This window comes from Nocardioides campestrisoli (genome assembly GCF_013624435.2).
Classification (GTDB): Bacteria; Actinomycetota; Actinomycetes; order Propionibacteriales; family Nocardioidaceae; genus Nocardioides; species Nocardioides campestrisoli.
Genome location: NZ_CP061768.1, coordinates 2,027,810 through 2,050,350, shown reverse-complemented (window position 1 = coordinate 2,050,350; position 22,541 = coordinate 2,027,810). Strand labels below are relative to the sequence as shown.

The following is a 22,541-nucleotide window of genomic DNA, read 5'->3' as shown; positions in this document are numbered from 1 at the left end:
GCCGCAGCGGATCAGCGGATCGGTGCGGCCAGCGGGAGTGACAGGTCGACCAGGGACCTGACCTTGCTGCCGCACGAGGAGACGACGTTCGCATCAGTGCAGTAGTAGGCCCCGGTGCGCGTCCCGGTGGCCAGGTCCTTCGCCCACGCCGCACCGAACTCGCGCAACCGAGCGGTCTGGGTGGCGTTGGCCGAGCAGCCGGCGCCGATCACCCCGATCGCATCGCTGTTCTCGCCCTCGACGTCGATGTGGCAGCTGCCGCCCGTGGGCATGCCGAGCGTGTACCGGCTCCAGACGAGCTGGATGCCGACGTACGGGTTGTCCAGGCCGACCAACGCCTCCCGCGAGTTGTTGAAGAGGTTGGTGATGCTGGGGCGAGCAGTGACGGCCAGGACCGGACGGGCCGCTCCGTCGGAGATGGCCTCCACGTTGGCGGTGAATCCTCCGGCTGCGACGGGGTCGAAGAGGATCGCGCCGGCGAAGTCCCGGTAGCCGTTTGCGTCGAGACGACGGCCCAGCTCGCTGGCGAAGTGGCCGCCTGCTGAGTGGCCGCCGACGATGTAGCGCCGGGGCAGGGGGCGTCCTGCCGGCGGGGTCAGGCTGCGCCGCGTCATCAGGTCGCCCAGGGCGGAGGCGAGCGCCGGGTTGCCCGCGGTCATGTCCCCGTTGACGCACAGGACCATGACGCCCTTCTCGGCAATCGCCTTGCTGGTGCCGCGCAGGTTGCCGCAACCCCGGCTGAAACCGTGGTTGAGCACCATCAGCGCAGAGGAGCCGGCGTTCGGCAGGTACCAGTCGACGCTGTGGCTCTGACCGGCGATCACGAGCTGTGAGTTCACGCAGGTGCTCGTCGAAGAGCTGTAGCTCCGACAGGCGACGTCCGCGGCCTGGGCGCCCGGTGCCATCGCCAACAGCCCGCCGGACAAGGCGGCGGCGGCAAGGAGGCCTGAGATCGCGGCCTTCATCTGCTTCTTCATGTGCGCTCCCGAGAGTCGTGACACGGCGTGGTCCGCCGCCACGTCGCAACCTAGGACCGCAGCGGATATAAGGATATATGCACCCCACGGCCCTGGATCTTTGTGACCCAACCGTGACCTTCACGCCGTCAGCAGACGACGAGCTTGTCCCCGTCGGACGCGTGATCGGCCATCGCCACACTCTGGATCGCCGGGTCGTCGTAGGTGTTCCAGTAGTACGTCTTCGTCCGTCCCGAGTAGAGCCCGGTGTAGATGGTCTTCTCGAAGTCGCCGTCGCCCATGGCCGCGCTGCCGTCCACCATCGCGACCTGCTGGAGCGTGTGGAACGCCCTGCTGACGTTCTCCTCCTCGGTCGTCTTGGCCGGGTAGTGCGCGTGGACGTAGGCCGCGCGCACGAATCGCGACGGCGAGTAGTAGTCCCCCGGGATGCCGCGCATGTGCGACCCGGACCCGAACGGACGCAGCTGCGCCCGCCCCAGGGCGGTCTCCTCGGGAAACTCGGGCGAGACGTTGAGGTAGTTGCGCAGGTTCTCGTGGTGCCACCCGAAACCCGGCTGGTTGGCCAGGACGTCGACGTCGTCGTCGAAGACCTGCACGCCTTGGTCGGTGGCCTCCACCACGATGGCGCGCGTCGAGTCGCCGATGATCCAGTGCAGCAAGGAGCTGGGGTACTTCTCGTTGATCGGCCTGTCGACGACCACGACGTCCTCGAGTGCGCCCTCGACCTCGTCGACGCTGGTGAACTGGGAGGCCACCCAGAGCGGGAACTCGAAGGCGGCGACGTTGGTCGCGCCGTCCGCCGGCTCCCGGGCGTAGCTCGCGTAGCCCGGGAAGTTCAGCCCCGCCACCGCCAGACCCGCGTCGTTGCCGCAGTCGAAGTACAACGGCGTGTCCTCCTCCACGATCCCCATGCCGATCACGGCGTGCTCGATCCGGGGCACCGCCCCGAACGGTGACCTGGTCTCGTACGCCGTGGGAGTCAGCACGACCCGCTCGCCGTAGCCGACCGTCCAGTCGAGGTTGCGTGCCAGGTAGAGATTGCTGCTCTCGTCGGAGAACCTGATGCTCGTGCACATGTCGTCGTCCTTGCTCGTCCGGTGACCATCGGCCTCCAACAGCCCGGTGGCTCCTTCGGAGCGTATGGCTGAGCGCGGGACCTGCACCCTGCCGAAAGCCTCTCCCCTGCCATGGCTCAGGTCAGCACATCGGGCGGCTGTCGGCGTGCGAACGCCCTGACCTCCTGGTGACGACGGAGCAACACAGGCGAAATGCGTGCCTCATACGTTCGCCCGGGACATCGTCGAACGACTCGGGAGAACGACATGACCCTCACCCTGCCCAGGCGTCGCGCAGCAAGCGCCTTCGCCGCGGCCGCACTCGCAGCCGCCCTGCTCGCACCGCAATCCGGCCTCGAGGCGGTCGGTGCGCCGATCTCCGCCTCGCCCTCGTCCTTGTCGCAGAGTCCTGCTCTGCATGGCCAGGACCCCACGACCCTCACCATCTCGGAGACCCTCACCGCCCTGAAGTGGCGCCGGACCACCTCAGTGGAGCTGGTGAAGGCGTTCCAGGCACGCATCGACACCTACGAGCCGTTCTACAACGCCTTCACCCAGCTCAACCCCGGCGCGCTCGCCGACGCGGCTGCTTCGGACGCGCGACGTCGCAACCCCTTCCGCAAGGTCCGTCCGTTGGAGGGGGTGCCGATCGTCATCAAGGACTCCCTGGACGTCAAGGGCATGCCGACCACGTCCGGTTGGCCGCTGACCTCGCCCGTCGCCGGCGGCATCGCCCTGGTCCCGGAGACCGATGCCCCGCTCGTCCGGCGGCTGCGGGAGGCGGGTGCGATCTTCCTCGGCAAGACCAACCTGCCGATCCTCGCCGGCAGCGGGTCCAACGCCAACAACAGCGCCTACGGCCCGACGTTCAACGTGCTCGACCGGGCCTGGGCGCCGGGCGGCTCCTCGACCGGCTCCGCGACGGCCGTGGCCGGTGACTTCGCCGTGGCGGGGATCGCCGAGGAGACGGGCGGGTCGATCCAGAACCCCGCGTCCGCCCAGAGCCTCTACGCCGTCAAGCCCACCTTCGGCCTGATCCCCAACACGGGCAACTTCCCGCTGGCGGGGCTCACGCGGGACGTCCTGGGGCCCCTGACCAAGAGCGTCGAGGACGCGGCGATCATGCTCGACGTCCTGGCCGGCTACACACCGGAGGACACCAAGACCCGCGGGGCCGTCGTGCCACGGCGCGGCTACACCTCCCAGCTCTCCCGCTATGCCCTGCTGGGCAAGCGCATCGGCTTGTACGGGCCGGGGTGGCGGACCGGGAACAACAGCGACCTCTCCCCCGAGACGGCCCAGCTCTACGCCCGGGCGGTCCAGAACCTGAAGCGGCAGGGCGCCATCGTGGTGGAGGACCCCTTCGCGGGCTCCGGCTTCCACGAGCTGCGCGGGGCAGGAGGCGTGACGAACGCCGGCAACAACGCCGCGATCCAGGCCTACCTGCGGCGGCTGGGACCGAGCGCCGCCGTCAACTCGGTCGAGGAGCTCAACGCCTGGGCGGACGCCAACGGCTTCGAGAGCGACACCCGCGTCAACAACATGCTGGAGGGAGCGAACGAGCAGCCGGACCTCTCGGGATTCCTGGCCAACCGCGACAACTACCTGCGGATCTTCGAGTCGGTGATGAAGAAGCACAGGCTGGACGCCTTGATGTACCCCCAGCAGGTTCGCGAGGTCGGTCCGGTCTTCGGCGGCAGCGTGTCGGCCAGCACGGTCTCGGAGATCAACATCGCCCAGCTCCCGGGCGTGGTCGTCCCTGACGGGGCGTACGCCAGCGGCAAGCCGTTCAACCTGCTCTTCCTGGACCGCAAGTGGACCGAGGCCGAGCTTCTCGGTTACGCGTACGACTACGCCGACGCCTACGGCGGGCGCCTCGTCAACCGCGAGCTGGAGACCACGCCGGCCGACACCACCGCGCCCACGGTGACGATCAAGGAAGGGTCGGTCCAGACCGGCGGCGCCTACACGTCGATCTCGCTCCAGCTCTACGACGCCGGCAACGTCGCCCGGGTCGTGCTGAACGAGACCGAGACCGACCTGCCGGACAGCGTCTCCCCGGCGCTCGACGACGTCAGGCCCGGGGTCCTGGGCGCGAAGCAGGGCCCGAACACCCTCAAGGTCTACGACGTCTTCGGCAACGAGGCCACCCTGGAGTTCGCCCTGCAGTAGCCGCTCGGCGCATGGTCGGGTCCACCTGGGCGGACGCGCCCAGGTGTGGCCCGGTCCCCCACACCGTCAGCGTCTCGTCTCGTACCTCGTCATGAGCACGCCGTCGGGAAACGCGCGGTTCTCCACCAGGTCCAGGCCCACCCAGCGTTCCAGCGCAGTGAAGAACGGCGTCCCGCTCCCGATCAGCACCGGATGGGTGACGATCGTGTACTCGTCGATCAGCCCGGCCCGCATGGCCGCCGCGGCGAGCGACGCACCGCCGATGTCCAGGTGGCCGTCGCCGTCCTCCTCCTTGAGCCGACGGATCTCGGTCATCGCGTCCCCGGTGACCAGGCGGGCGTTCCAGCCCACCGAGTCGAGCGTCGAGGAGAAGACCACCTTCGGCATCTCCCGCCAGCGCCGCGAGAACTCGACGTGCGCGGGTGCGGCGTCAGGTTGCTGGTCGGCGGTCGGCCAGTGCGAGCTCATCCCCTCCCACAGCCTCCGGCCGTACAGCGCCTGGCCGGTCTCCCCCACCCGGTCCGACCAGAACTGGAAGAGCTCGTCGCTCGGCGTGCTCCAGGTGAGGTCGCCGTCGGGTGCCGCGACGTAGCCGTCCAGGCTGAGGTTCATGGCGTAGGTCAGCGTCCGCATGCATCCAGAGTGTCGGGAACCGGTGCCCCGCGTACAGACCCTGGGCTCAGCGCATGAGCTCGACCGGTGCCCATCCCGGCCACCGGGGCTCGCCCACCGGCTGCCCGTACTCGTAGACCGCGACCTTCCGGAAAGGTGCGTCCAGGCTCGAGTTGTCGTAGACCACCGCACGGTCCGCCAGGTCCCTGGCCCGGGCCACCAGCGCCCACAGCCGCGAGTAGCGCGCCCTGATCCTCTCCTCCGGCACCAGGTGACCACCGGCAGCGACCCGGTCCGCCACGCGCGCCACGGTCAGGTCCTCGGGGACGAGGATCACGTGCAGCCACACGCCGTACCCGGCGTCATGGGCACGAGTGACCAGCTCGACCTTGCTCGGGTGGCTGAACACCGTCTCGGTGACGAAGCTGGCTCCCCGGGCGATCAACCGGTCGCGCTCCCGCGCGGCCAGCTGCGAGACCTCCAGGGCGCGGCGGGCCTGTTCGTCGCGGTCGCCGGGCCACGTCCGCGCGGCGATCACGTCGGCGTTCACGAACGGCAGATGGGTCCGTGGCACGAGGACCTTCTCGGCGAAGGTGGACTTCCCGGCCCCGTTGGACCCTGCCAGGACGTGCAGGATCGGGGTGCTCACCGGGCGGCGGTCGCCCCGCCGGCTCCGGGCTCGTCCTCGCGCACGTGGACCGTGACGTTGCCCTCCGCATCGCTCTCGGAGACGCGGGTGCGGCCCTGGGTCGCGAAGTCGGCACGCAGGTCGAGGTTCGCGACGTCCTCGTCGATGCTCTCGCGCCAGGCGGTCCGGACGGCGGCCTGCTCGATGTCGCGGACAGCGTCGTAGTCCAGCTGTCCGGCGAGCACACGGTCGATGTCTCGTTGCGACAGGGCCGCGGACGCCTCGAGCTCCTGCCCCAGCCTGGCCCAGTGGGCGAGCTGCTGGGCGGCGCTACGGTGCGACCGCTCCCCCGCGGTCTGCGCGGCAGCGAACATGAGGGAGTCGAACCGGGTCGGGATCGTGGTGGCCATCGACCGCACCTCCGAGGTCGGGAGAACCTGTCCCGACCGACTGTAGCAGTCTGCTACAGACAGAACGAGGGACTCTGGGACCCGCAGGCGGCGGGTACGGCGCTCATCGGCCTGTGTGTGGTTCCATGAGGCCTACCCTGCCCTGCTCTCTCCAGGAGTTCCCAGCCCGTGCGTCATCTCGTCACCTCACTCGCCCTGCTCGCCGGCCTGCTGGCCCCCGCCGCGGCGTCCGCGGCCCCCGCCAGCCCCGAGCGAGCGCCCGGCGCCTCGCCCACCTCCTCCGTGACCGCCGACCAGGTGGCGCCGCGTCCGAAGAAGAAGCGCAAGAAGAACAAGACCAAGATCCGCGCCACCTGGAGCGTGAGCACCGTCGGGCTCCTCACCCCGGCGACCGTCTCCGGCAAGGTGAAGGACAAGGGTCGGATCAAGCGCAAGGTCGTGCTCCAGCAGAAGCGCGCGGACGGCTGGAAGAAGGTCGCCTCGACCAAGACCAACAAGAAGGGCGAGTTCTCCCTCGCCGTGCCGACCCAGTGGCTCTACTCGATGAAGTCCCGTCTGGTGACCAAGAGCAAGAAGCGCAGCCCGGGTGCGAAGTCGAAGACCCAGCGGATCTCCGTCGTGCCCGGCTACGCCCCGGCCGGCAGCGCGCAGAGCTGGTCGGCGCTCAACCCCAACCAGCGCCTGCGGTGGAACCCCTGCCAGACCATCACCTACCGGGTCAACGTCGCCCAGGCGCCTGCTGACATCGAGGCGGCGATCCACCAGTCCGTCGCGGAGATCTCCGCGGCCACCGGCCTCCGCTTCAAGTTCAAGGGCTACACCGAGGCGATCTACGGCGGGCTCCCCGGCGCCGGCCGCTGGCAGCGCGACACCGACATGGTCGTCGCCTTCGTCCGCCCGGAGCAGACCACCCTCGACTTCACCAACGCGCACGCCTGGGGCGGCGTCGAGAAGGCGGTCTGGGGGCGCGACTCCCGCGGGAAGCTCGGCAAGGTGACCAAGGGCGGCGCGACGTTCGACCTCACCACCCGTGGCGGCTGGCCGTACATGAAGGCCTACGACACCCTGCTCCACGAGATCGGGCACGTCGTCGGGCTCGGCCACGTCGACGACCCGACGCAGATCATGGCCACCGGCGTGGAGGGTCCCTACGTGTTCGGCGCCGGCGACCTGACCGGGCTGCGCAAGATGGGCCTGCAGTCGGGCTGCGTCAAGAAGCTGAAGGCGCGCGGCGCCGACCTGCTCTCCCCCGAGGACGCCGGCTTCCTGGTGAGGCTCCCGTGACGCCGCGACGTACGTCGGCCCGCCGCTCCGCGCTGCTGTTCGCAGGCCTGCTGCTGACGCCTGCGCTCGCCGCGTGCGGCGACGACTCGGGTGACACGGCCACCGAGAGCACCTCCCCGGAGTCGGGCGGCACCGGCGCTGCGTGCGCCTACGAGTCCGACGGCCAGGAGCCCTCGCGCGAGGTCACCGCTCCTCCGGAGCAGGCCGAGGTCAGCGGTGAGGTGCAGGCCAGCGTCGAGACCAGCATCGGGACGCTGAACGCCGTGCTGGACGCGGAGACGGCGCCCTGCACGGTCGGCAGCTTCGCCTCGCTGGCCGAGCAGGGGTACTACGACGACACCCCGTGCCACCGGCTCACCACCGGGGGCATCTTCGTGCTCCAGTGCGGCGACCCGACCGGCACCGGGACCGGCGGTCCCGGCTACACCGTGCCGGACGAGCTGGAGCAGGCGGAGGAGGGCGGGTACCCCGCCGGCGTCCTCGCGATGGCCAACACCGGTCAGCCGGACACCGGCGGCTCGCAGTTCTTCATCGTCTACGACGACACGCAGCTCCCGCCGAGCTACACGGTCTTCGGCGAGCTGGACGAGAAGAGCGTCGAGCTGGTCCGCGACGTCGCGAAGAAGGGCACCGCCGACGGCGGTCCCGACGGCGCCCCCGCGACCGAGGTGACCATCGAGTCGGTCTCCCTGGACTGAGGGGTTCTCCCCCACTGCGGTCGGGGGCCCCGGACTACTGTGATCCGGGTGACCCCCCACCGCAGCCTCCAGCACGCTGAGGCCCTGGAGCGGTTCGCCCTGCTCCAGGTCACCTCGAACGACGTCACCCTCGACCTCGCAGCCGACGAGGAGACCTTCTCCTCCCGGACCCGCGTGATCTTCGAGAGCCGCGGGGGGCCGACCTTCGTCGACCTCAAGCCCCGGCAGCTGCGCGAGGTGCGCCTCAACGGCGACGTTCTCGATCCCGGCCTGCTGGACGGCGGCCGCTTCCCGCTGAACACCACCGCCGGCACCAACGAGCTGGTCGTGGACGCGGTGATGGCCTTCCGCCGCGACGGCGAGGGTCTGCACCACTTCGTGGACCCGGCCGACGGACGGCGCTACGTCTACGGCATGTCGTTCATGGACGCGGCGCCGAGCATCTTCGCCTGTTTCGACCAGCCCGACCTGAAGGCGCCGTACACCTTCCACGTGCGCACGCCCACGGACTGGAAGGTCTTCGGCAACGCACCCGGCGAGCAGGTCGAGCCCGGCCAGTGGGAGCTGGCGACCACCCCTCCCCTGTCGACGTACTTCGTCACGCTGGTCGCAGGCCCCTACCACCTGCTCACCGACGAGCACGACGGGATCCCGCTCGGCCTCAGCGCCCGCCAGAGCCTCGCGGCCGACCTGGACAGGGACGCCGACGAGCTCTTCGGGCTCACCCGGGTCTGCTTCGACGAGATGCACCGGCTCTTCGGCATCCGCTACCCGTTCGGCGACTACCACCAGGCGTTCGTGCCGGAGTTCAACGCCGGCGCGATGGAGAACCCGGGCTGCGTGACCTACCGCGACCCGATGATCTTCTCCAGCCGGGTCACCCGCGGCGAGCGGATCAAGCGGGCCACCACCGTGGCGCACGAGATGGCGCACCAGTGGTTCGGCAACATCACCACCCCGAAGTGGTGGGACGACCTGTGGCTCAACGAGTCGTTCGCCGAGTACCTCGGCAACCGGGTGACCGCCGACGTCACCGAGTACTCCGACACCTGGGTCTACAACGCCTACGCCCGCCGCCAGTGGGGCCTGGTGGCCGACCAGCGTCCCAGCACCCACCCGGTGGCCGGCAACGGGGCCGTGGACGCGACCGCCGCGCTGCAGGACTTCGACGGCATCTCCTACGCCAAGGGGTCGAGCCTGCTCAAGATGCTGAACCGACGTCTGGGCGACGAGGTCTTCTTCGGCGGCGTCGTCGACCACCTGCAGACCCATCGGTTCGGCAACGCCACCATGCACGACCTGATCGGCTCCTGGGAGCGGGCAGGCGCCGGCGACCTCTCCGGCTTCACCGACTCCTGGCTGCGGACCCCCGGCCCCGACACCCTGGAGATGGCGCCGGGCTGGGTCCTGCGCCGGACGCCGCCGCCGGCGCACCCGGCGGACCGCTCCCACACCTTCCACGTGGCAGTGCTCGACGAGTCCGGCGAGCAGCTCTTCCCGGTCACGCTCGAGGCGGACGAGACTCCCGCCGAGCCCACGCTGTCCCCCGGACGCGGAGCGGCGGTGCTGCTCGACCCGTACGAGGAGACCTGGGGCGTCACCCTGCTGGACGCCGACAGCGTCACCGCCCTCAAGCAGGTGCTGCCCCGGCTGGACGACGAGCTGCGCGCCGGCGTGTGGAACAGCGTCCGCAGCACCTTCCACCAGGGCCGCCTCTCCCCCGCCGACGTCCTCGACCTGGTCGAGGCCGGCATGCCGCACGAGGAGTACGACGCCGCCGTCTACTACACCGCGCCGTGGGCGCTGAGCCGAGGCGCCGGTCTCAGCGACGACCCGGCGGCGGGCGCGGCGCGGGTGCACGCCGTGATGCGCGAGCGCACCACCTCCGCCGAGCCCGGGAGCACCCTGCAGCTCGCCGCCTTCCAGTCGGCCGTGGCCAGTGCCGGGGACGAGGACCTGCTCCGGACCTGGCTCTCGGGGAACCTGCCGGAGGGGCTCGTGCTCGACCTCGACCTGCGCTGGGCTCTGCTGGTCCGGCTGGCCGCCCTGGGCTGCGCCGACGAGGCCGAGCTCGACGCCGCCCTGGCAGCCGAGCCGACCGGCCGCTCCCGGGTCGAGCACGCCCGCGCCCGGGCGTCCGTCCCGTCGGCGGAGGCCAAGGAGTGGGCCTGGCGCCGGCTCACCGGGGAGGTCGAGGCGGCCAACTACGAGCTGGAGGCAGCCGGTGTGGGCATGTGGCGGACCGGCCAGGAGAAGCTCACCGCGCCGTACGCCGACAAGTTCCTCGACCTCCTGCCCACGGTGCAGGAGGTGCACACGGGATGGGTGCTCGGCACCGCCGTGACGTCGTTCTTCCCGCTCACGCACCTCGACGAGGACTGGGCCCGGCGAGCGCACGACCTGGTGGACCGCGGGGTCCTGGACGCCACGGTGCGCCGCAACGTGGTCGACCAGCTGGACGAGCTGGGCCGTCGGATCGCCGTGCGACGCTCGTTCGGGAACGGCTGACCGATGGCCTCCTCCCTGCCTCGTCGTCCCGGGCCCAGCGTCCGCGTGCGCGTGCAGGAGCACCTGGCACCGCCCGCTGAGGAGTCGCACGAGGTCCAGGGCCCCGGCGACGTGTCGCCGGGGCCGGCGGTGCGCGGCCGGGAGGACCGGCTGATCACCGAGGAGCCGCTCGAGCTGCGGCTGCGCTGGCCGGGTCGTGCCCCCGACCGCGCCTGGCTGACGATGCGCACGCCGGGGCACGACTTCGAGCTCGCGGCGGGCTGGGTCAGGCACGAGGGCCTGCTCCCGCCTGGCGGACTGGAGCGGGTGGCCTACTGCACGGATCGCGCGCTCACCCCGGAGCAGGAGTTCAACGTGGTCACCGTCTCCCTGCTTGCCGAGCCCCCGGTCGGCCCGGCCCACCAGCACCTGCACCCCGGCACCGCCACGTCCGCGTGCGGGGTCTGCGGCAAGGAGAGCGTCGAGCTCGCGCTGGCTACCCCGGACGCGCCCCGCTGGCAGGGCGAGCTGCCGTCGCCGGACCTGGTCCGCGCCTTGCCGGACCTGCTCCGGGAGAGGCAGACGCTCTTCGGGCGCACGGGCGGCTCGCACGCGGCCGGTCTCTTCACCGCGACCGGTGACTGCCTGGTGGTCCGCGAGGACGTGGGCCGGCACAACGCGGTGGACAAGGTGACCGGGGCCCGGCTGCTGGCCGGGGAGGACCCGGCGGGCGCCGCGCTGGTCGTGAGCGGGCGCGCCGGCTTCGAGCTGGTCCAGAAGGCCGTGGCGGTGGGCACCGGCTCTCTCGTCTCGGTGGGCGCGCCGACCAGCCTCTCGGTCGACCTGGCACGGCGTGCGGGCCTGTCCCTCTTCGGCTTCACCCGGGGCGAGCGGACCGTGCAGTACGCGTGAGCGACTGAGGGTGCCGATCGGGGCGCCTGACCGGGTGCGCGCGGCGTGGTTCCCCGTGCTGTCGGCGGGACGACCTACGGTTCTTCCGTGCGCATGCTTCACACCTCCGACTGGCACCTCGGGCGCTCCTTCCACCGGGAAGGCATGCTCGAGCACCAGCGAGTGTTCCTCGACCACCTGCTCGACGTCGTCGAGACCCGCGATGTCGACCTCGTCCTGGTCTCCGGCGACGTCTACGACCGCGCACTCCCCTCGGTGGACGCCGTGCGCCTGGCCGACGACGCGTTCGCCCGGCTCGCCGCCTCCCGAGCGCGGGTGGTGGTCACGAGCGGCAACCACGACTCCGCGCTGCGCCTGGGCTTCGGCTCCCGCCTGATCGACGCCGCGGGCGTGCACATCCGCACCGACGCCTCCACCGTCGGCACGCCGGTGGAGCTGGCCGACGAGCACGGCCCGGTCCTGGTCTACGGGCTGCCGTACCTCGACCCGGACGCGCTGCGCGTCCCGTGGGACCTCGAGCGACGCAGCCACGAGGCCGCCGTGGCCGAGGCGATGCGCCGGGTGCGCGCCGACCTGGCCCAGCGACCCGACGGCTCGCGCTCGGTGGTGCTGGCGCACGCGTTCGTCGCAGGCTGCGCGCCGTCCGACTCCGAGCGTGACATCAGCGTCGGCGGGGTCTCGATGGTCTCCTCCTCGCTCTTCGACGGGATCGACTACACCGCGCTGGGGCACCTGCACGGAGCCCAGCAGCTCAGCGCGACCGTGCGCTACAGCGGGTCTCCCCTGGCCTACTCGTTCTCCGAGGCCGGGCACGTGAAGGGGTCGTGGCTGATCGAGCTGGGGTCGGCCGGGGTCAGCGACTCCGAGTTCGTGCCCGCGCCGGTGCCCCGACCGCTCGCGCGGCTGCGCGGCTCCCTCGACGAGCTGCTGGGCGATCCCGACCTGTCCGTGCACGAGGGGTCGTGGGTGCAGGCCACGCTCACCGACGCTGTGCGCCCGCTGCGGGCCATGGACCGGCTGCGCGAGCGCTTCCCCCACACCCTGGTCCTCGCCTTCGCGCCCGAGGGTGCCCCGCTCCCCGGCACCCCTCGCCTCCCGACCGCCGGTCTCGGCGACCACGAGATCGCCCTGGCGTTCGTGGAGGAGCTGCGCGGCGCACCCGCCACCGCGGACGAGTCGGTGCTGCTGCGCGAGGCGTGCGAGGCGTCCCGCGACGACCCGGCCGACGCCCTCGTCTCCTCAGGCGCTGATGCCTGATGCGCCTCCACCACCTGTCGGTCACCGCGTTCGGGCCGTTCGTCGAGACCGCCGAGGTCGACTTCGACGGGCTGAGCGACTCAGGTCTCTTCCTGCTCACCGGCGCCACGGGCGCGGGCAAGACCAGCGTCCTGGACGCCGTCTGCTTCGCCCTGTACGGCGACGTGCCCGGTGACCGCAGCGTCGCCAAGCGGCTGCGCTCCGACCAGGCGCCGCCCCACCTCGCCCCCCGGGTCGAGCTCGACGTCACCGTGGCCGGGCGACGCTTCAGGCTGGTGCGCTCGCCCGCGTGGCAGCGCCCGAAGAAGCGCGGGACGGGGACCACGACCCAGCAGGCCTCGGTCACGGTCACCGAGCTCGTCGGCGGCGAGCAGGTGCTGCTCTCCTCCCGGCTGGACGAGGCCGGCGACCTCGTGACCAGCCTGCTCGGCATGACCATGACCCAGTTCTGCCAGGTGGCCATGCTCCCCCAGGGCCGCTTCCAGGTCTTCCTGCGCGCCCGGCAGGACGAGCGCCAGGCGGTGCTCCAGCAGCTGTTCCGCACCGGGCGCTTCTCCCGGATGGAGACCTGGCTCCGCGACCGCCGCCAGGCCCTGCACCGGCGCTCCCGCGAGCTGCACGACGGAGTGGTCGCCCAGGTCAACCGCTTCTCCGAGGCCGCGGACGCACCGCCCCCGCCGGAGTGGGACCTGGCGGAGATCGACGGGCCAGCGGCCGACGGGTCCCTGTCGTCCTGGGTCGCTTCGCTCCAGGAGGCCGCCCAGACCCGGGCGGACGAGGGGCACGAGACGCTCGCCCTGGCCACGGTCGCCGAGGAGGCGGCTCGCGCCGAGGTCGAGACGGCCACCCGGACCCACCAGGTTCTCGCTCGGCGGGCCGAGGCGCTCGCCGGCCGGGAGCGGCTGCGGTCGAGGGCGCAGGACCAGGTCCGACGCACCGAGCAGCTCGCCAGCGCCGGCCGTGCCGCCGCGGTGATTCCGCTCCTCCAGGTCGTGGAGCAGGCGAGCTGGGAGGCCAGCGCGGCGCGCGTGCGTCTGACCGCGGCCGCCGAGCAGCTCGCCACGGCACTGGCACTCCCCGCGACCGGGGCGGCACTGACCCTGCCCGACCTCAGTGCGGACCCGTCCTGGCAGCCCGTCGCCGAGGTGGTGCAGGCCCGTCTCGACGACCTGGCACCCCGACGCGAGCACGACGCGCTCGTGACCTCCCTGACCGGGTCTGCCGACGAGGTCGAGCGCGCGCTCCTCACCGCCGGCGAGCAGGTCCGGCAGCTGGAGGAACAGGCCGCCTCGCTCCCCGACGAGCTGTCCCAGCTACGCGCGGAGCAGAGCTCCTGCACCGCCCTGGCCTCGACCGTCGAACCCCGCCGAGCGGAGCTTGCCCGACTGGAGAGACAGCTGGAGGCCACCGGCCAGCTCACGGTCCTCTGTGCCGAGCTCGCCACCGCACAGCGCGACCAGCTGGCGAGCACCGCCAGGACCCAGGCGCTGACCGAGCACTGGCTCGACCTGCGCGAGGCCCGGCTCCAGGGCATGGCGGCGGAGATCGCCGGCGGGTTGGCCGTGGGCGGCTCCTGCCCCGTCTGCGGCTCGTGCAGCCATCCCAGTCCGGCCGTGCCGGGACCCGAGGCTCCGGACGCCGAGGCGGAGCGTGCCGCCCTGCGTGCCGTGGACGACGCGAAGGCCACCCAGCTGGTCCACGATGACCGGGTGCACCAGCTGCGCACCCAGGTGGAGGTGACCCGCGCCCGCGCGGGGAGCGCCGGCGAGCAGGCGTTGGTCGAGCAGGTGGCGCAGGCGCGGCACGCCCTGGGAGAGGCCACGGCGGCGCAGCATCGTGCCGGGGAGCTGAAGCAGGCGGTCGAGGCGCTGGAGGAGCAGCTGAGGACCGCGCGGGAGCGGCTCGGCGAGGCGGTCTCCGCCCACGCCCGGCTCGACGAGCGCGCGGCGGGGCTCCGCACCGAGCTGTCCCAGGCGGTCCGGGAGCGCGAGGAGCTGCTGGCCGGCACCGGCCTGGAGACCGTGCAGGCCCTCGTCGACCACCTCCAGGAGCTCGCCCGGCTGACCACCGGGGTCCTGACCCTGGAGGCACGCGTCGTCGAGGCCGACCGGCGTGCGAGCGAGCAGGAGGCGGCGCTGGCGCGCTGCCTTGCCGAGCACGGGTTCGACGACCGGGAGACGGCGCGCGAGGCACACCTGACACCCGAGCAGACGGCACGCCTGCGGGCCGAGGCGGAGCGTCACCGGGACGAGGAGTCTCGGTGGGACGCAGTGCTCGCCGAGCCCGAGGTCGCCGCCGTCGCCGACGTCGTACCCCCGGACCTCGGAACCTTGCGTGGGCGGTACGAGCGCGCCCGCGAGCACTCCCACCTGGTCCGTGCCGGGTGGGAGTCGGACCGGGCGTGTGCCGGGCGCCTGACGGTGCTCGCCGAGGAGCTGGACCGGTTGCTGGAGGCATGGCGGCCGCTGCGCGAGGAGCACCGGCTCGTGGCCGACCTGGCCTCGTTCGTGGAGGGCCGCTCGGCGGACAACCGCGGGCAGATGCGCCTCTCGGCCTACGTCCTGGGCTATCGCCTCTCCCAGGTGGTCGCGGCCGCGAACCTCCGCCTGGCGGGGATGAGCGACCAGCGCTACACCCTCGAGCACACCGGCCGCCGCGGCAACCGCGAGACCCGCGCGGGCCTGGGGCTGCTGGTCCGGGACGACTGGTCGGGCGAGAGCCGGGACCCGGCGACCCTTTCAGGTGGCGAGACGTTCGTGGTCTCGCTCGCCCTGGCACTCGGTCTGGCCGACGTGATCACCGAGGAGGCCGGCGGAGCGGACCTGGACACGCTCTTCGTCGACGAGGGCTTCGGCTCCCTGGACGCTGAGACCCTCGACGACGTGCTGGACATCCTGGACGAGCTCCGCGACGGGGGCCGGGTCGTCGGAGTCGTCAGCCACGTCTCGGAGATGCGGGAACGGATCCCTGCCCAGCTGAGGGTGCTCAAGGGACGCACCGGGTCCACCCTGGCGACGGTCGTCCGCTAGCCGGCACGCTTGGGCGGCCTTCTCGGGTCAGGCGCGCACGGTCTGCCAGGACGAGACATCCAGGTCCCAGTCGGTGGCCAGACGCTCGACCTGGGGCCGGTAGAGCACCCGCAGCGACTCGACCAGCCCCTCCGGCGGCGTCCAGGAGGCGTGACTGCTCGACCGCGAGGGCCGGTCCACGTCCTGGAGCCGGACCCGGGTGCGACCCAGCGCCGCCCACACCCGGTCCGCCGCGGCCTGGGGGTCGCGTCGTACCTCCTCGTAGACCAGCACGAGCATCCGGTCCCTGCCCACCGCGTTGGCCCACATGGCCAGCTGGTCGGCGTAGAAGCCGCTGAAGGTCTGCACCGTGATCGGCACCGGGTAGGGCCAGGGCGACTTGGCCCGCGTCGCGGCCAGCCGCATGGCCGAGAGGAACCGTTCCACCGGGTCCCGCAGGATGGCCAGCACCGGGGCGTCCGGGCCCAGGACCCGCGCCGCGGTGAACGGCGCCGAGGAGTGCCGCAGGTACTGCGGCGTCCACTCCCCCCGCGCGATGCCGTCGTCGGGGAACAGCGAGGTGTAGGCGGAGAGCGGCTCGACGCCGTCGCCGACCTTGTGCAGCAGGTGCTGCTCCTTCTTGCCGTTGTTCCCCAGTCCGACCGACGGGTGCTGGCACAGGAGGTCGGTGAGCCACGTGGTCCCGGAGCGCTGAGCCCCGATGCCGAGCCAGGCCGGTGAGGTCATGGCGCGACCCTACCCGTGGCGCACTCCCGGTCGCCGGTGACCTCGGAGCACCCCTCAGAGAGTCCCCGTCAGCGCGCCGCCGTCTGCGCGCAGCGCCGCACCGTTAGTCGCCGACGAGAGAGGGCTCGCCAGGTAGAGCGCGAGGTTGGCGATCTCCGAGGGTTCGATGAACCGCTCCAGCAGGGAGGTCTGGTTGCCCCCGATGATGGCGGCCTTCACCGCCTCGACCGGCGCGCCCTGCGCCTGGGAGACCTGCTCGACCACCGTCGCGACCCCGTCGGAGTACGTCGGCCCTCCGAGGATCGTGTTGACCGTGACGTCGATGCCCCGGGTGAGCTTGGCCAGGCCGTTGCTCAGCGCCAGCGCCGCCGCCTTCGTGGCGCCGTAGTGCAGCATGTCGGCGGGCACGTTCACCGCGGACTCGGTGCCGACGAAGACCACCCGGCCCCACCCTCTGGACAGCATCCCTGGGAGCACCTGCCGGCAGAGTCGGACGCCGCTCATCAGGTTGACCTCGACGTAGCGCTGCCAGTCCTCGTCGGAGAGGTCCTCGAAGGCCTTGAGCTCGAACAGGCCCACGTTGTTGACCAGGATGTCGACCTCGCCCAGCGAGTCGAGCAGCCGACGCACCTCCTCGGCCCGGGCGAAGTCGGCCACCAGGCCCGAGACGACCGCGCCCGGCACGTCGTCCCGCAGGCCCTCCACCGCGGCGCGAAGCCGGTCGCCGTCGCGCCCGTTGATCACGACCGCCGCCCCCTCGGCCAGGAGTGCCCGAGCGATCGCCAGACCGATCCCCTGGGTTGAGCCGCTCACGAAGGCGCGCTTGCCCGACAGCTGCAGATCCATGTCTCTCCATCACCGTTCGACGTACCGTTCGTCGGCACGAATCACTTGCTCAGTCAAGTGAACCGTAGGTGTCATGACTTGACTGGTCAAGTCAGTCCGGCGGCCTTCAGGCCGCCTCTCCCGTACCCTGCTGCCATGCCGGACCCCGAACGCAGCACCCCCGCAGCGCCACCGAGCAACCCCGACGAGCTCAGCGGCGAGGACCTCGAGACCTGGTCCGCCCTGGCCACCGTGCTCGAGTGGCTGCCCGCGGCGCTGGACAGCCAGCTGCAGCGCGACGCCGGACTCACGCACTTCGAGTACGGGGTCCTGTACGCGCTCGCCGGCGCACCGGAGCGCACCCTGCGGATGAGCGTGCTCGCCGGCTACGCGAACAGCTCCCTCTCCCGGCTCTCGCGCGCGGCCACCCGGCTGGAGTCGAGGAAGTGGCTGCACCGGGCCCCGGACCCCTCCGACGGGCGCTACACCTTGGCCACGCTCACCGACCTGGGCGCGCAGAAGCTCGACCAGGCCACCCCGGGCCACGTGGACACCGTCCGCCGCCTCGTGCTGGACCCGCTGACGCACGCGCAGACCCGGCAGCTGCGTGAGGCCAGCCGCCGGATCACGCGGGCGATCCGTGACGAGGAGGGCTGGCAGCCACCCCCCTCGCCTGCCCCCCAGCCTGAGTGAGCCTGCCTCAGTGCCAGGGCGAGTGACGCCGCCGGGAGACGTGATCCGGGTCACTGCAACGGCGGGTCCCTGCCGGACAGTCATCCATGTGAACCCAGACGAGGCCGCTCCCGTGCGGCTCCTGCGACGACGGCTGCGCGCCGGCGACCCCGAGGCGTACGCGTCGCTGTTCCGCGACCACGCCCAGCGGGTGCACCGCCTGGCTGCCGGCTTGTGCGGCGACCGCGGACTCGCCGAGGACGTGGTCGGCGAGACCTTCCTGGCGGCCTGGAAGAACCGGTCCTCGATCAGCGACACGGACGCCCCTCTGGTTCCCTGGCTGCTGGCCATCGCTGCCCGGCAGTCGCTCAACGCGACCCGCGGACGCTCCCGTCAGCAGCGTCTCGTCACCCGGCAGGGCCACCGTCTGGACAGCACCGTGCCCGACATCGCCGACAGCGTCTCCTCGCGGCTCGACGACGCGGAGCTGCTGGCCCGCACCCGCGCGGCACTCGACGGCCTGCGGGACCCCGAGATCGAGGTGCTGGCCCTGTGCGTGTGGTCGGGGGTGAGCACCCGCGACGCGGCTCGTGCCCTCGGCGTCGCCGAGGGCACCGTGCGCTCACGTCTCTCGCGGGCGCGAGCCCGGCTCCGAGCCCTGGCCACGAGCCAGCCGCCTCCCTCCCCCCGCCCGTTGCCCCGGTCCGCCAGCGCGGTTCGCCCCCTCTCCTAGGAGCTCCCATGCACACCACCGACCGCGCGCACGACCAGCTGGTCCGCGAGCTGCTCGAGCTCGCCCCTCCGCCCGACCCGCAGCCGCTCGACGACCAGTCCCGCGCCCGGCTCGAGTCAGAGCTGCTCAGCGTCATTCACCAGCACGTCATTCACCAGCCCGTCATTCACGAGCCCGTCATTCACGAGCCGGCCATCCATCGGCCCGCTCGCGCGCGAGCCCGCGACCTGCTCGGCCGGGTGGGCCCGGCCGCCCTGGTCGCCGCGTGCCTCGCCGCGGTCGTCGGGGTGGGCGCCCTGGCCCTGCAGCCGTCCACGCCGGCACAGGGACCCACGGCGCTGCCGGTACGTGCCGAGCCGGACGCCGTACGCGCACTGGACGGACTCACCTCGATCGCCCTCGGCACCGCTACGCCGACGGTGGCGGAGGACCAGTTCGTCTACGTCCGGAGCACGGTGATCAGCAACGAAGGCACCCTCGGGGGTGCGGTGACCCTCGGCGAGCCGCACGAGCGGGAGATCTGGCTCTCGCAGGCCGGCTCGACCGACGAGCTGGGCCTGATCCGCGAGGACGGCCAGGACTGGCCGGTCACCAGCGGCGGGTACGTCGCACCCGCCGGCCCCGAGCGCCCGACGTACCGATGGCTCTCGTCACTGCCCGCCGACCCCGACGCGCTGATCAAGGAGATCGCCAGCCAGCAGCACCTCGGCTCGCCGGTGTCCTCGGACCAGTACGCCTTCGAGCGGATCGGCGACATGATCTCCGAGGGACTGGTCCCGCCGGACCTCTCCGGCCACCTGTTCCAGGCGCTCACCAAGATCCCCGGCGTCGAGCACACGCCAGACGTGCAGGACGCCGTCGGACGTCGCGGGTTCGGCATCTCACGGACCGACGAGTTCTCCGGGGTGACGGCGATGTGGGTCTTCCGGCCGAGCTCGCCGGTGCCGCTGGGCACGAGGTGGTACCTGTCCGGACGCGGCGGCTCCCCCGCTGTGCTCTTCGGCGCCACGGCGGTGCTCGAACGCGGGGTCGCCGACGCCATCGGTGTCCGGCCCGGCGACCGGGGACCCGCCGCCACCTGAGCGGATCCGGGAAGCGCGGGCCCTGCTCCGGGCGGCTCGGACCCCGGACCCAGTAGGTTCGTCCCCATGGACCATCGGGAAGTCGATCCCTCCTTCCTCAGCCTCCCGCTCGACGAGCTGGCACGTGTCGCCCTGGAGCGTGCCGCCGAGCGGGGTGCATCGCACGCCGACTTCAGGCTGGAGCGCAACCTCTACCAGCACCTGGCGGTGCGCGACTCCGCCCTCCAGGGAGTCAGCGACGTGGCGGACCTCGGCTTCGCGGTCCGAGTGCTCCACCGAGGTGCCTGGGGGTTCGCGAGCGGCGTGGCGCTCAGCGCCGAGGAGGTACGACGGGTGGCCGACCAGGCCCTCGCCGTCGCCGAGCTGGCCGCCAGCATGACCACCGAACCGGTCGTGCTGGCGCCGGAGCCGGTGCACGCCGATGCCACCTGGGTCTCCGCCTACGACGTGAACCCGTTCGCCGTGCCGACCGGCGAGAAGGCGGCGATGCTGATCGACTGGACCGCACGGCTGACCCGGCACCCGGTCGTCGACCACGCGGCCGCGAGCCTGCAGCAGGTCCAGGAGAACAAGTACTACGCGGACCTCGCCGGCACCCGGACCACCCAGCAGCGGATCCGGGTCCAGCCGGGCTTCGAGGCGATGGGCTCCGACGAGCGCGCCGGCACCTTCGACTCGATGGCCTCCCTGGCGCCGCCCGTGGGCCGGGGCTGGGAGTACGTGACGGGCACCGGGTGGGACTGGGACGCCGAGCTCGCCGAAGTGCCGGACCTGCTCGCCGAGAAGCTGCGGGCCCCCAGCGTGCAGGCCGGGACGTACGACCTGGTCATCGACCCGTCCAACCTGTGGCTGACCATCCACGAGTCGGTGGGCCACGCCACCGAGCTGGACCGGGCGCTGGGCTACGAGGCGAGCTACGCCGGCACCTCGTTCGCCACCTACGACCAGCTGGGCTCCCTCGTCTACGGCTCCCCCGCCATGCACGTCACCGGCGACCGGACCGTCGAGCACGGCCTGGCCACGACCGGCTACGACGACGAGGGCGTGGCGACCCAGGCCTGGGACATCGTGCGGGACGGGATCCTCGTGGGCTACCAGCTCGACCGGGCGATGGCCGCGGCCCGGCCCGAGCTCAACGGCGGAAGGTCCAACGGCTGCGCGTACGCCGACTCCCCCGGACACGTCCCCGTCCAGCGGATGGCCAACGTGTCGCTCCAACCGGCACAGGACGGTCCCAGCACCGAGGAGCTGATCTCCCAGGTGGAGCGCGGGCTCTACGTGGTCGGCGACAAGAGCTGGTCGATCGACATGCAGCGGTTCAACTTCCAGTTCACCGGTCAGCGGTTCTTCACCATCGAGAACGGGCGCTTGGGTGGCCAGGTGCGCGACGTCGCCTACCAGGCGACCACCACCGAGTTCTGGGGGTCCATGGAAGCGGTGGGCGGTCCGCAGACCTGGGTGCTCGGCGGTGCCTTCAACTGCGGGAAGGCCCAGCCGGGGCAGGTAGCGGCCGTCAGTCACGGCTGTCCCAGCGCACTGTTCCGGGACGTCCGCATCCTCAACACCGACGACGAGGCAGGCGCGTGATCGACAATCCCTCCCCCCAGGAGCTCGTGGAGCTCGCCCTCTCCTCCTCCACGGCGGACGACTGCCTGGTGATCCTGGAGGACCGCACCAGCGCGAACCTGCGCTGGGCGACCAACACGCTGACCACCAACGGCGTGATGCACGGCGTCCAGGTCACGGTGATCTCGTTCGTGCGCTCGGCCGGCGGGACGGCGACCCGTTCCGCGTCCTCCTCGGCGACCACGCGGGCACAGGTCGAGGCCCTGGTCGCCCAGGCCGACGCGGCGGCCCGCGCCTCGGAGCCGGCGGAGGATGCTGCGCCGCTGGCGGCCGACGAGGCCTCGCCCGACTGGGCCGAGCCACCGGTCGGCACGGACATCGCCGTCTTCGGCTCCTTCGCCCCGGCTCTCGGCGAGGCGTTCCTGCGCGCCGGCGCGCAGCAGCGGTTGCTCTACGGCTTCGTCTTCCACGAGATGACCACCACCTACCTGGGCAGCACCACCGGTCTGCGACTGCGCCACGTACAGCCCACCGGGCACTACGGGGTCACCGGCAAGACCGACGACCTCGCCCGGAGCGCCTGGGTCGGCGGCGCCACCCGCGACTTCGCCGGGATCGATCCGCTCGCCCTCGATGCCGAGCTCGCCACCCGGCTGGGCTGGGCGCAGCGCCGGGTCGACCTTCCCGCGGGGCGGTACGACACCGTGCTGCCGCCGACCGCGGTGGCCGACCTGATGATCGACACCTACTGGAGCGCCGGAGCGCGGGTCGCCCACGACGGTCAGTCCGTCTTCAGCGGCAGGGCGGGCGGCACCAGGCTCGGGGAGCAGATGGTCGCGCCCGGGACCACCCTCTTCTCCGACCCCGCCTACCCCGGGCTGGAGTGCACCCCCTTCGTGGTGGCCGGCGCCTCGGGCAACACCTCCTCGGTCTTCGACAACGGACTGCCCCTGGGCCGGACCGCCTGGCTGGACGACGGTCGCCTCACCGCTCTGCTGCAGACCCGGCACTCCGCCGGCCTGACCGGACAGCCGGTCACCCCTGCCATCGACAACCTGGTGCTCGAGGTCGAGGGAGGCACCCGCGGCGACTCGGCCGACCTGGTCGCCCACGTCGAGCGAGGACTCCTGCTGACCTGTCTGTGGTACATCCGCGAGGTCGATCCGCAGACGCTTCTGCTCACCGGGCTCACCCGGGACGGCGTCTACCTGGTGGAGGGGGGCGAGATCACCGGGGCGGTCAACAACTTCCGCTTCAACGAGAGCCCGCTGGACCTGCTCCGACGGGTCACCGACGCCGGCGACACCGTGCCGGCGTTCAGCCGGGAGTGGGGTGAGGACTACTTCAGCCGGACGGCGATGCCGGCCCTGCGCATCCCGGACTTCAACATGTCGAGCGTCTCCCAGGCCCTCTGAC

Annotated in this window: 19 protein-coding genes; 12 read left to right on the top strand and 7 right to left on the bottom strand. The window is 72.0% G+C overall.

The window, feature by feature from the left end:
- Nucleotides 1-11 precede the first annotated feature (11 nt).
- Together H8838_RS09715 and bsh are read right to left on the bottom strand one after the other, a co-directional pair.
- A complete protein-coding gene (locus H8838_RS09715) occupies nucleotides 12-839 on the bottom strand; it encodes an alpha/beta hydrolase (protein WP_181310978.1) in 828 nt (275 codons plus the stop codon).
- Between the two features lie 266 nt (nucleotides 840-1,105).
- The gene (bsh, locus tag H8838_RS09710; protein ID WP_181310977.1) at nucleotides 1,106-2,053 is read right to left on the bottom strand and encodes a choloylglycine hydrolase; all 948 of its coding nucleotides are present in this window, start codon (nucleotides 2,051-2,053) and stop codon (nucleotides 1,106-1,108) included.
- 246 nt (nucleotides 2,054-2,299) lie between these two features.
- Between bsh and H8838_RS09705 the strand changes: the two genes are divergently transcribed.
- Nucleotides 2,300-4,204 carry an amidase gene (locus H8838_RS09705; protein ID WP_185996197.1) on the top strand — a complete coding sequence of 635 codons (1,905 nt, stop codon included), beginning with the start codon at nucleotides 2,300-2,302 and terminating at the stop codon, nucleotides 4,202-4,204.
- Between the two features lie 66 nt (nucleotides 4,205-4,270).
- Here the strand turns inward: H8838_RS09705 and H8838_RS09700 are convergent, their stop codons facing one another.
- Genes H8838_RS09700 through H8838_RS09690 form a run of 3 tightly spaced genes read right to left on the bottom strand, consistent with a single transcriptional unit; the run spans nucleotide 4,271 to nucleotide 5,854 of the window.
- Nucleotides 4,271-4,837 (bottom strand): dihydrofolate reductase family protein, encoded by a 567-nt coding sequence (locus H8838_RS09700; protein WP_185996198.1) that lies wholly within the window; start codon nucleotides 4,835-4,837, stop codon nucleotides 4,271-4,273.
- A 46-nt stretch (nucleotides 4,838-4,883) separates the two neighbouring features.
- Entirely contained in the window at nucleotides 4,884-5,465 is a 582-nt protein-coding gene (locus H8838_RS09695; RefSeq protein WP_185996199.1) for a zeta toxin family protein, read from the bottom strand.
- Nucleotides 5,462-5,854: a TA system antitoxin ParD family protein gene (locus tag H8838_RS09690; RefSeq protein ID WP_185996200.1), complete on the bottom strand. Its 393-nt coding sequence runs from the start codon at nucleotides 5,852-5,854 to the stop codon at nucleotides 5,462-5,464. Before H8838_RS09690 ends, H8838_RS09695 begins: the two co-directional genes overlap by 4 nt.
- Nucleotides 5,855-6,022: 168 nt before the next feature.
- On the opposite strand from H8838_RS09690, the gene H8838_RS09685 reads away from it, so the two are divergent.
- From H8838_RS09685 to H8838_RS20205, 6 genes are all read left to right on the top strand, one after another.
- The gene (locus H8838_RS09685; RefSeq protein WP_185996201.1) at nucleotides 6,023-7,138 is read left to right on the top strand and encodes a zinc metalloprotease; all 1,116 of its coding nucleotides are present in this window, start codon (nucleotides 6,023-6,025) and stop codon (nucleotides 7,136-7,138) included.
- Nucleotides 7,135-7,836 carry a peptidylprolyl isomerase gene (locus tag H8838_RS09680; protein ID WP_224766502.1) on the top strand — a complete coding sequence of 234 codons (702 nt, stop codon included), beginning with the start codon at nucleotides 7,135-7,137 and terminating at the stop codon, nucleotides 7,834-7,836. The genes H8838_RS09685 and H8838_RS09680 overlap by 4 nt, the downstream gene beginning before the upstream one ends.
- 48 nt (nucleotides 7,837-7,884) lie before the next feature.
- On the top strand, nucleotides 7,885-10,344 hold the full coding sequence (gene pepN / locus H8838_RS09675; RefSeq protein WP_185996202.1) for an aminopeptidase N: 2,460 nt from the start codon (nucleotides 7,885-7,887) through the stop codon (nucleotides 10,342-10,344).
- A 3-nt stretch (nucleotides 10,345-10,347) separates the two neighbouring features.
- Nucleotides 10,348-11,235 (top strand): formate dehydrogenase accessory sulfurtransferase FdhD, encoded by an 888-nt coding sequence (locus H8838_RS09670; protein WP_185996203.1) that lies wholly within the window; start codon nucleotides 10,348-10,350, stop codon nucleotides 11,233-11,235.
- A gap of 93 nt (nucleotides 11,236-11,328) precedes the next feature.
- Complete coding sequence (locus H8838_RS09665) at nucleotides 11,329-12,492, top strand: exonuclease SbcCD subunit D (protein ID WP_224766521.1); 1,164 nt, start codon at nucleotides 11,329-11,331, stop codon at nucleotides 12,490-12,492.
- Nucleotides 12,492-15,521 (top strand): AAA family ATPase, encoded by a 3,030-nt coding sequence (locus H8838_RS20205; protein ID WP_185996205.1) that lies wholly within the window; start codon nucleotides 12,492-12,494, stop codon nucleotides 15,519-15,521. Before H8838_RS09665 ends, H8838_RS20205 begins: the two co-directional genes overlap by 1 nt.
- Nucleotides 15,522-15,548: 27 nt before the next feature.
- Here the strand turns inward: H8838_RS20205 and H8838_RS09655 are convergent, their stop codons facing one another.
- Entirely contained in the window at nucleotides 15,549-16,247 is a 699-nt protein-coding gene (locus H8838_RS09655) for a sulfotransferase family protein (RefSeq protein ID WP_185996206.1), read from the bottom strand.
- A gap of 54 nt (nucleotides 16,248-16,301) precedes the next feature.
- Complete coding sequence (locus H8838_RS09650) at nucleotides 16,302-17,093, bottom strand: SDR family NAD(P)-dependent oxidoreductase (RefSeq protein WP_185996207.1); 792 nt, start codon at nucleotides 17,091-17,093, stop codon at nucleotides 16,302-16,304.
- A 135-nt stretch (nucleotides 17,094-17,228) separates the two neighbouring features.
- On the opposite strand from H8838_RS09650, the gene H8838_RS09645 reads away from it, so the two are divergent.
- From H8838_RS09645 to H8838_RS09625, 5 genes are all read left to right on the top strand, one after another.
- On the top strand, nucleotides 17,229-17,765 hold the full coding sequence (locus tag H8838_RS09645) for a MarR family winged helix-turn-helix transcriptional regulator (protein WP_181310964.1): 537 nt from the start codon (nucleotides 17,229-17,231) through the stop codon (nucleotides 17,763-17,765).
- Between the two features lie 88 nt (nucleotides 17,766-17,853).
- Nucleotides 17,854-18,477 (top strand): RNA polymerase sigma factor, encoded by a 624-nt coding sequence (locus H8838_RS09640; protein ID WP_185996208.1) that lies wholly within the window; start codon nucleotides 17,854-17,856, stop codon nucleotides 18,475-18,477.
- An 8-nt stretch (nucleotides 18,478-18,485) separates the two neighbouring features.
- Entirely contained in the window at nucleotides 18,486-19,559 is a 1,074-nt protein-coding gene (locus tag H8838_RS09635) for a CU044_5270 family protein (protein WP_185996209.1), read from the top strand.
- Between the two features lie 66 nt (nucleotides 19,560-19,625).
- Nucleotides 19,626-21,146, top strand: coding sequence for a TldD/PmbA family protein (locus H8838_RS09630; protein ID WP_185996210.1), 1,521 nt, complete (start codon nucleotides 19,626-19,628; stop codon nucleotides 21,144-21,146).
- Nucleotides 21,143-22,540 carry a metallopeptidase TldD-related protein gene (locus tag H8838_RS09625; RefSeq protein WP_224766501.1) on the top strand — a complete coding sequence of 466 codons (1,398 nt, stop codon included), beginning with the start codon at nucleotides 21,143-21,145 and terminating at the stop codon, nucleotides 22,538-22,540. Before H8838_RS09630 ends, H8838_RS09625 begins: the two co-directional genes overlap by 4 nt.
- The last annotated feature ends 1 nt before the right edge of the window (nucleotide 22,541 follow it).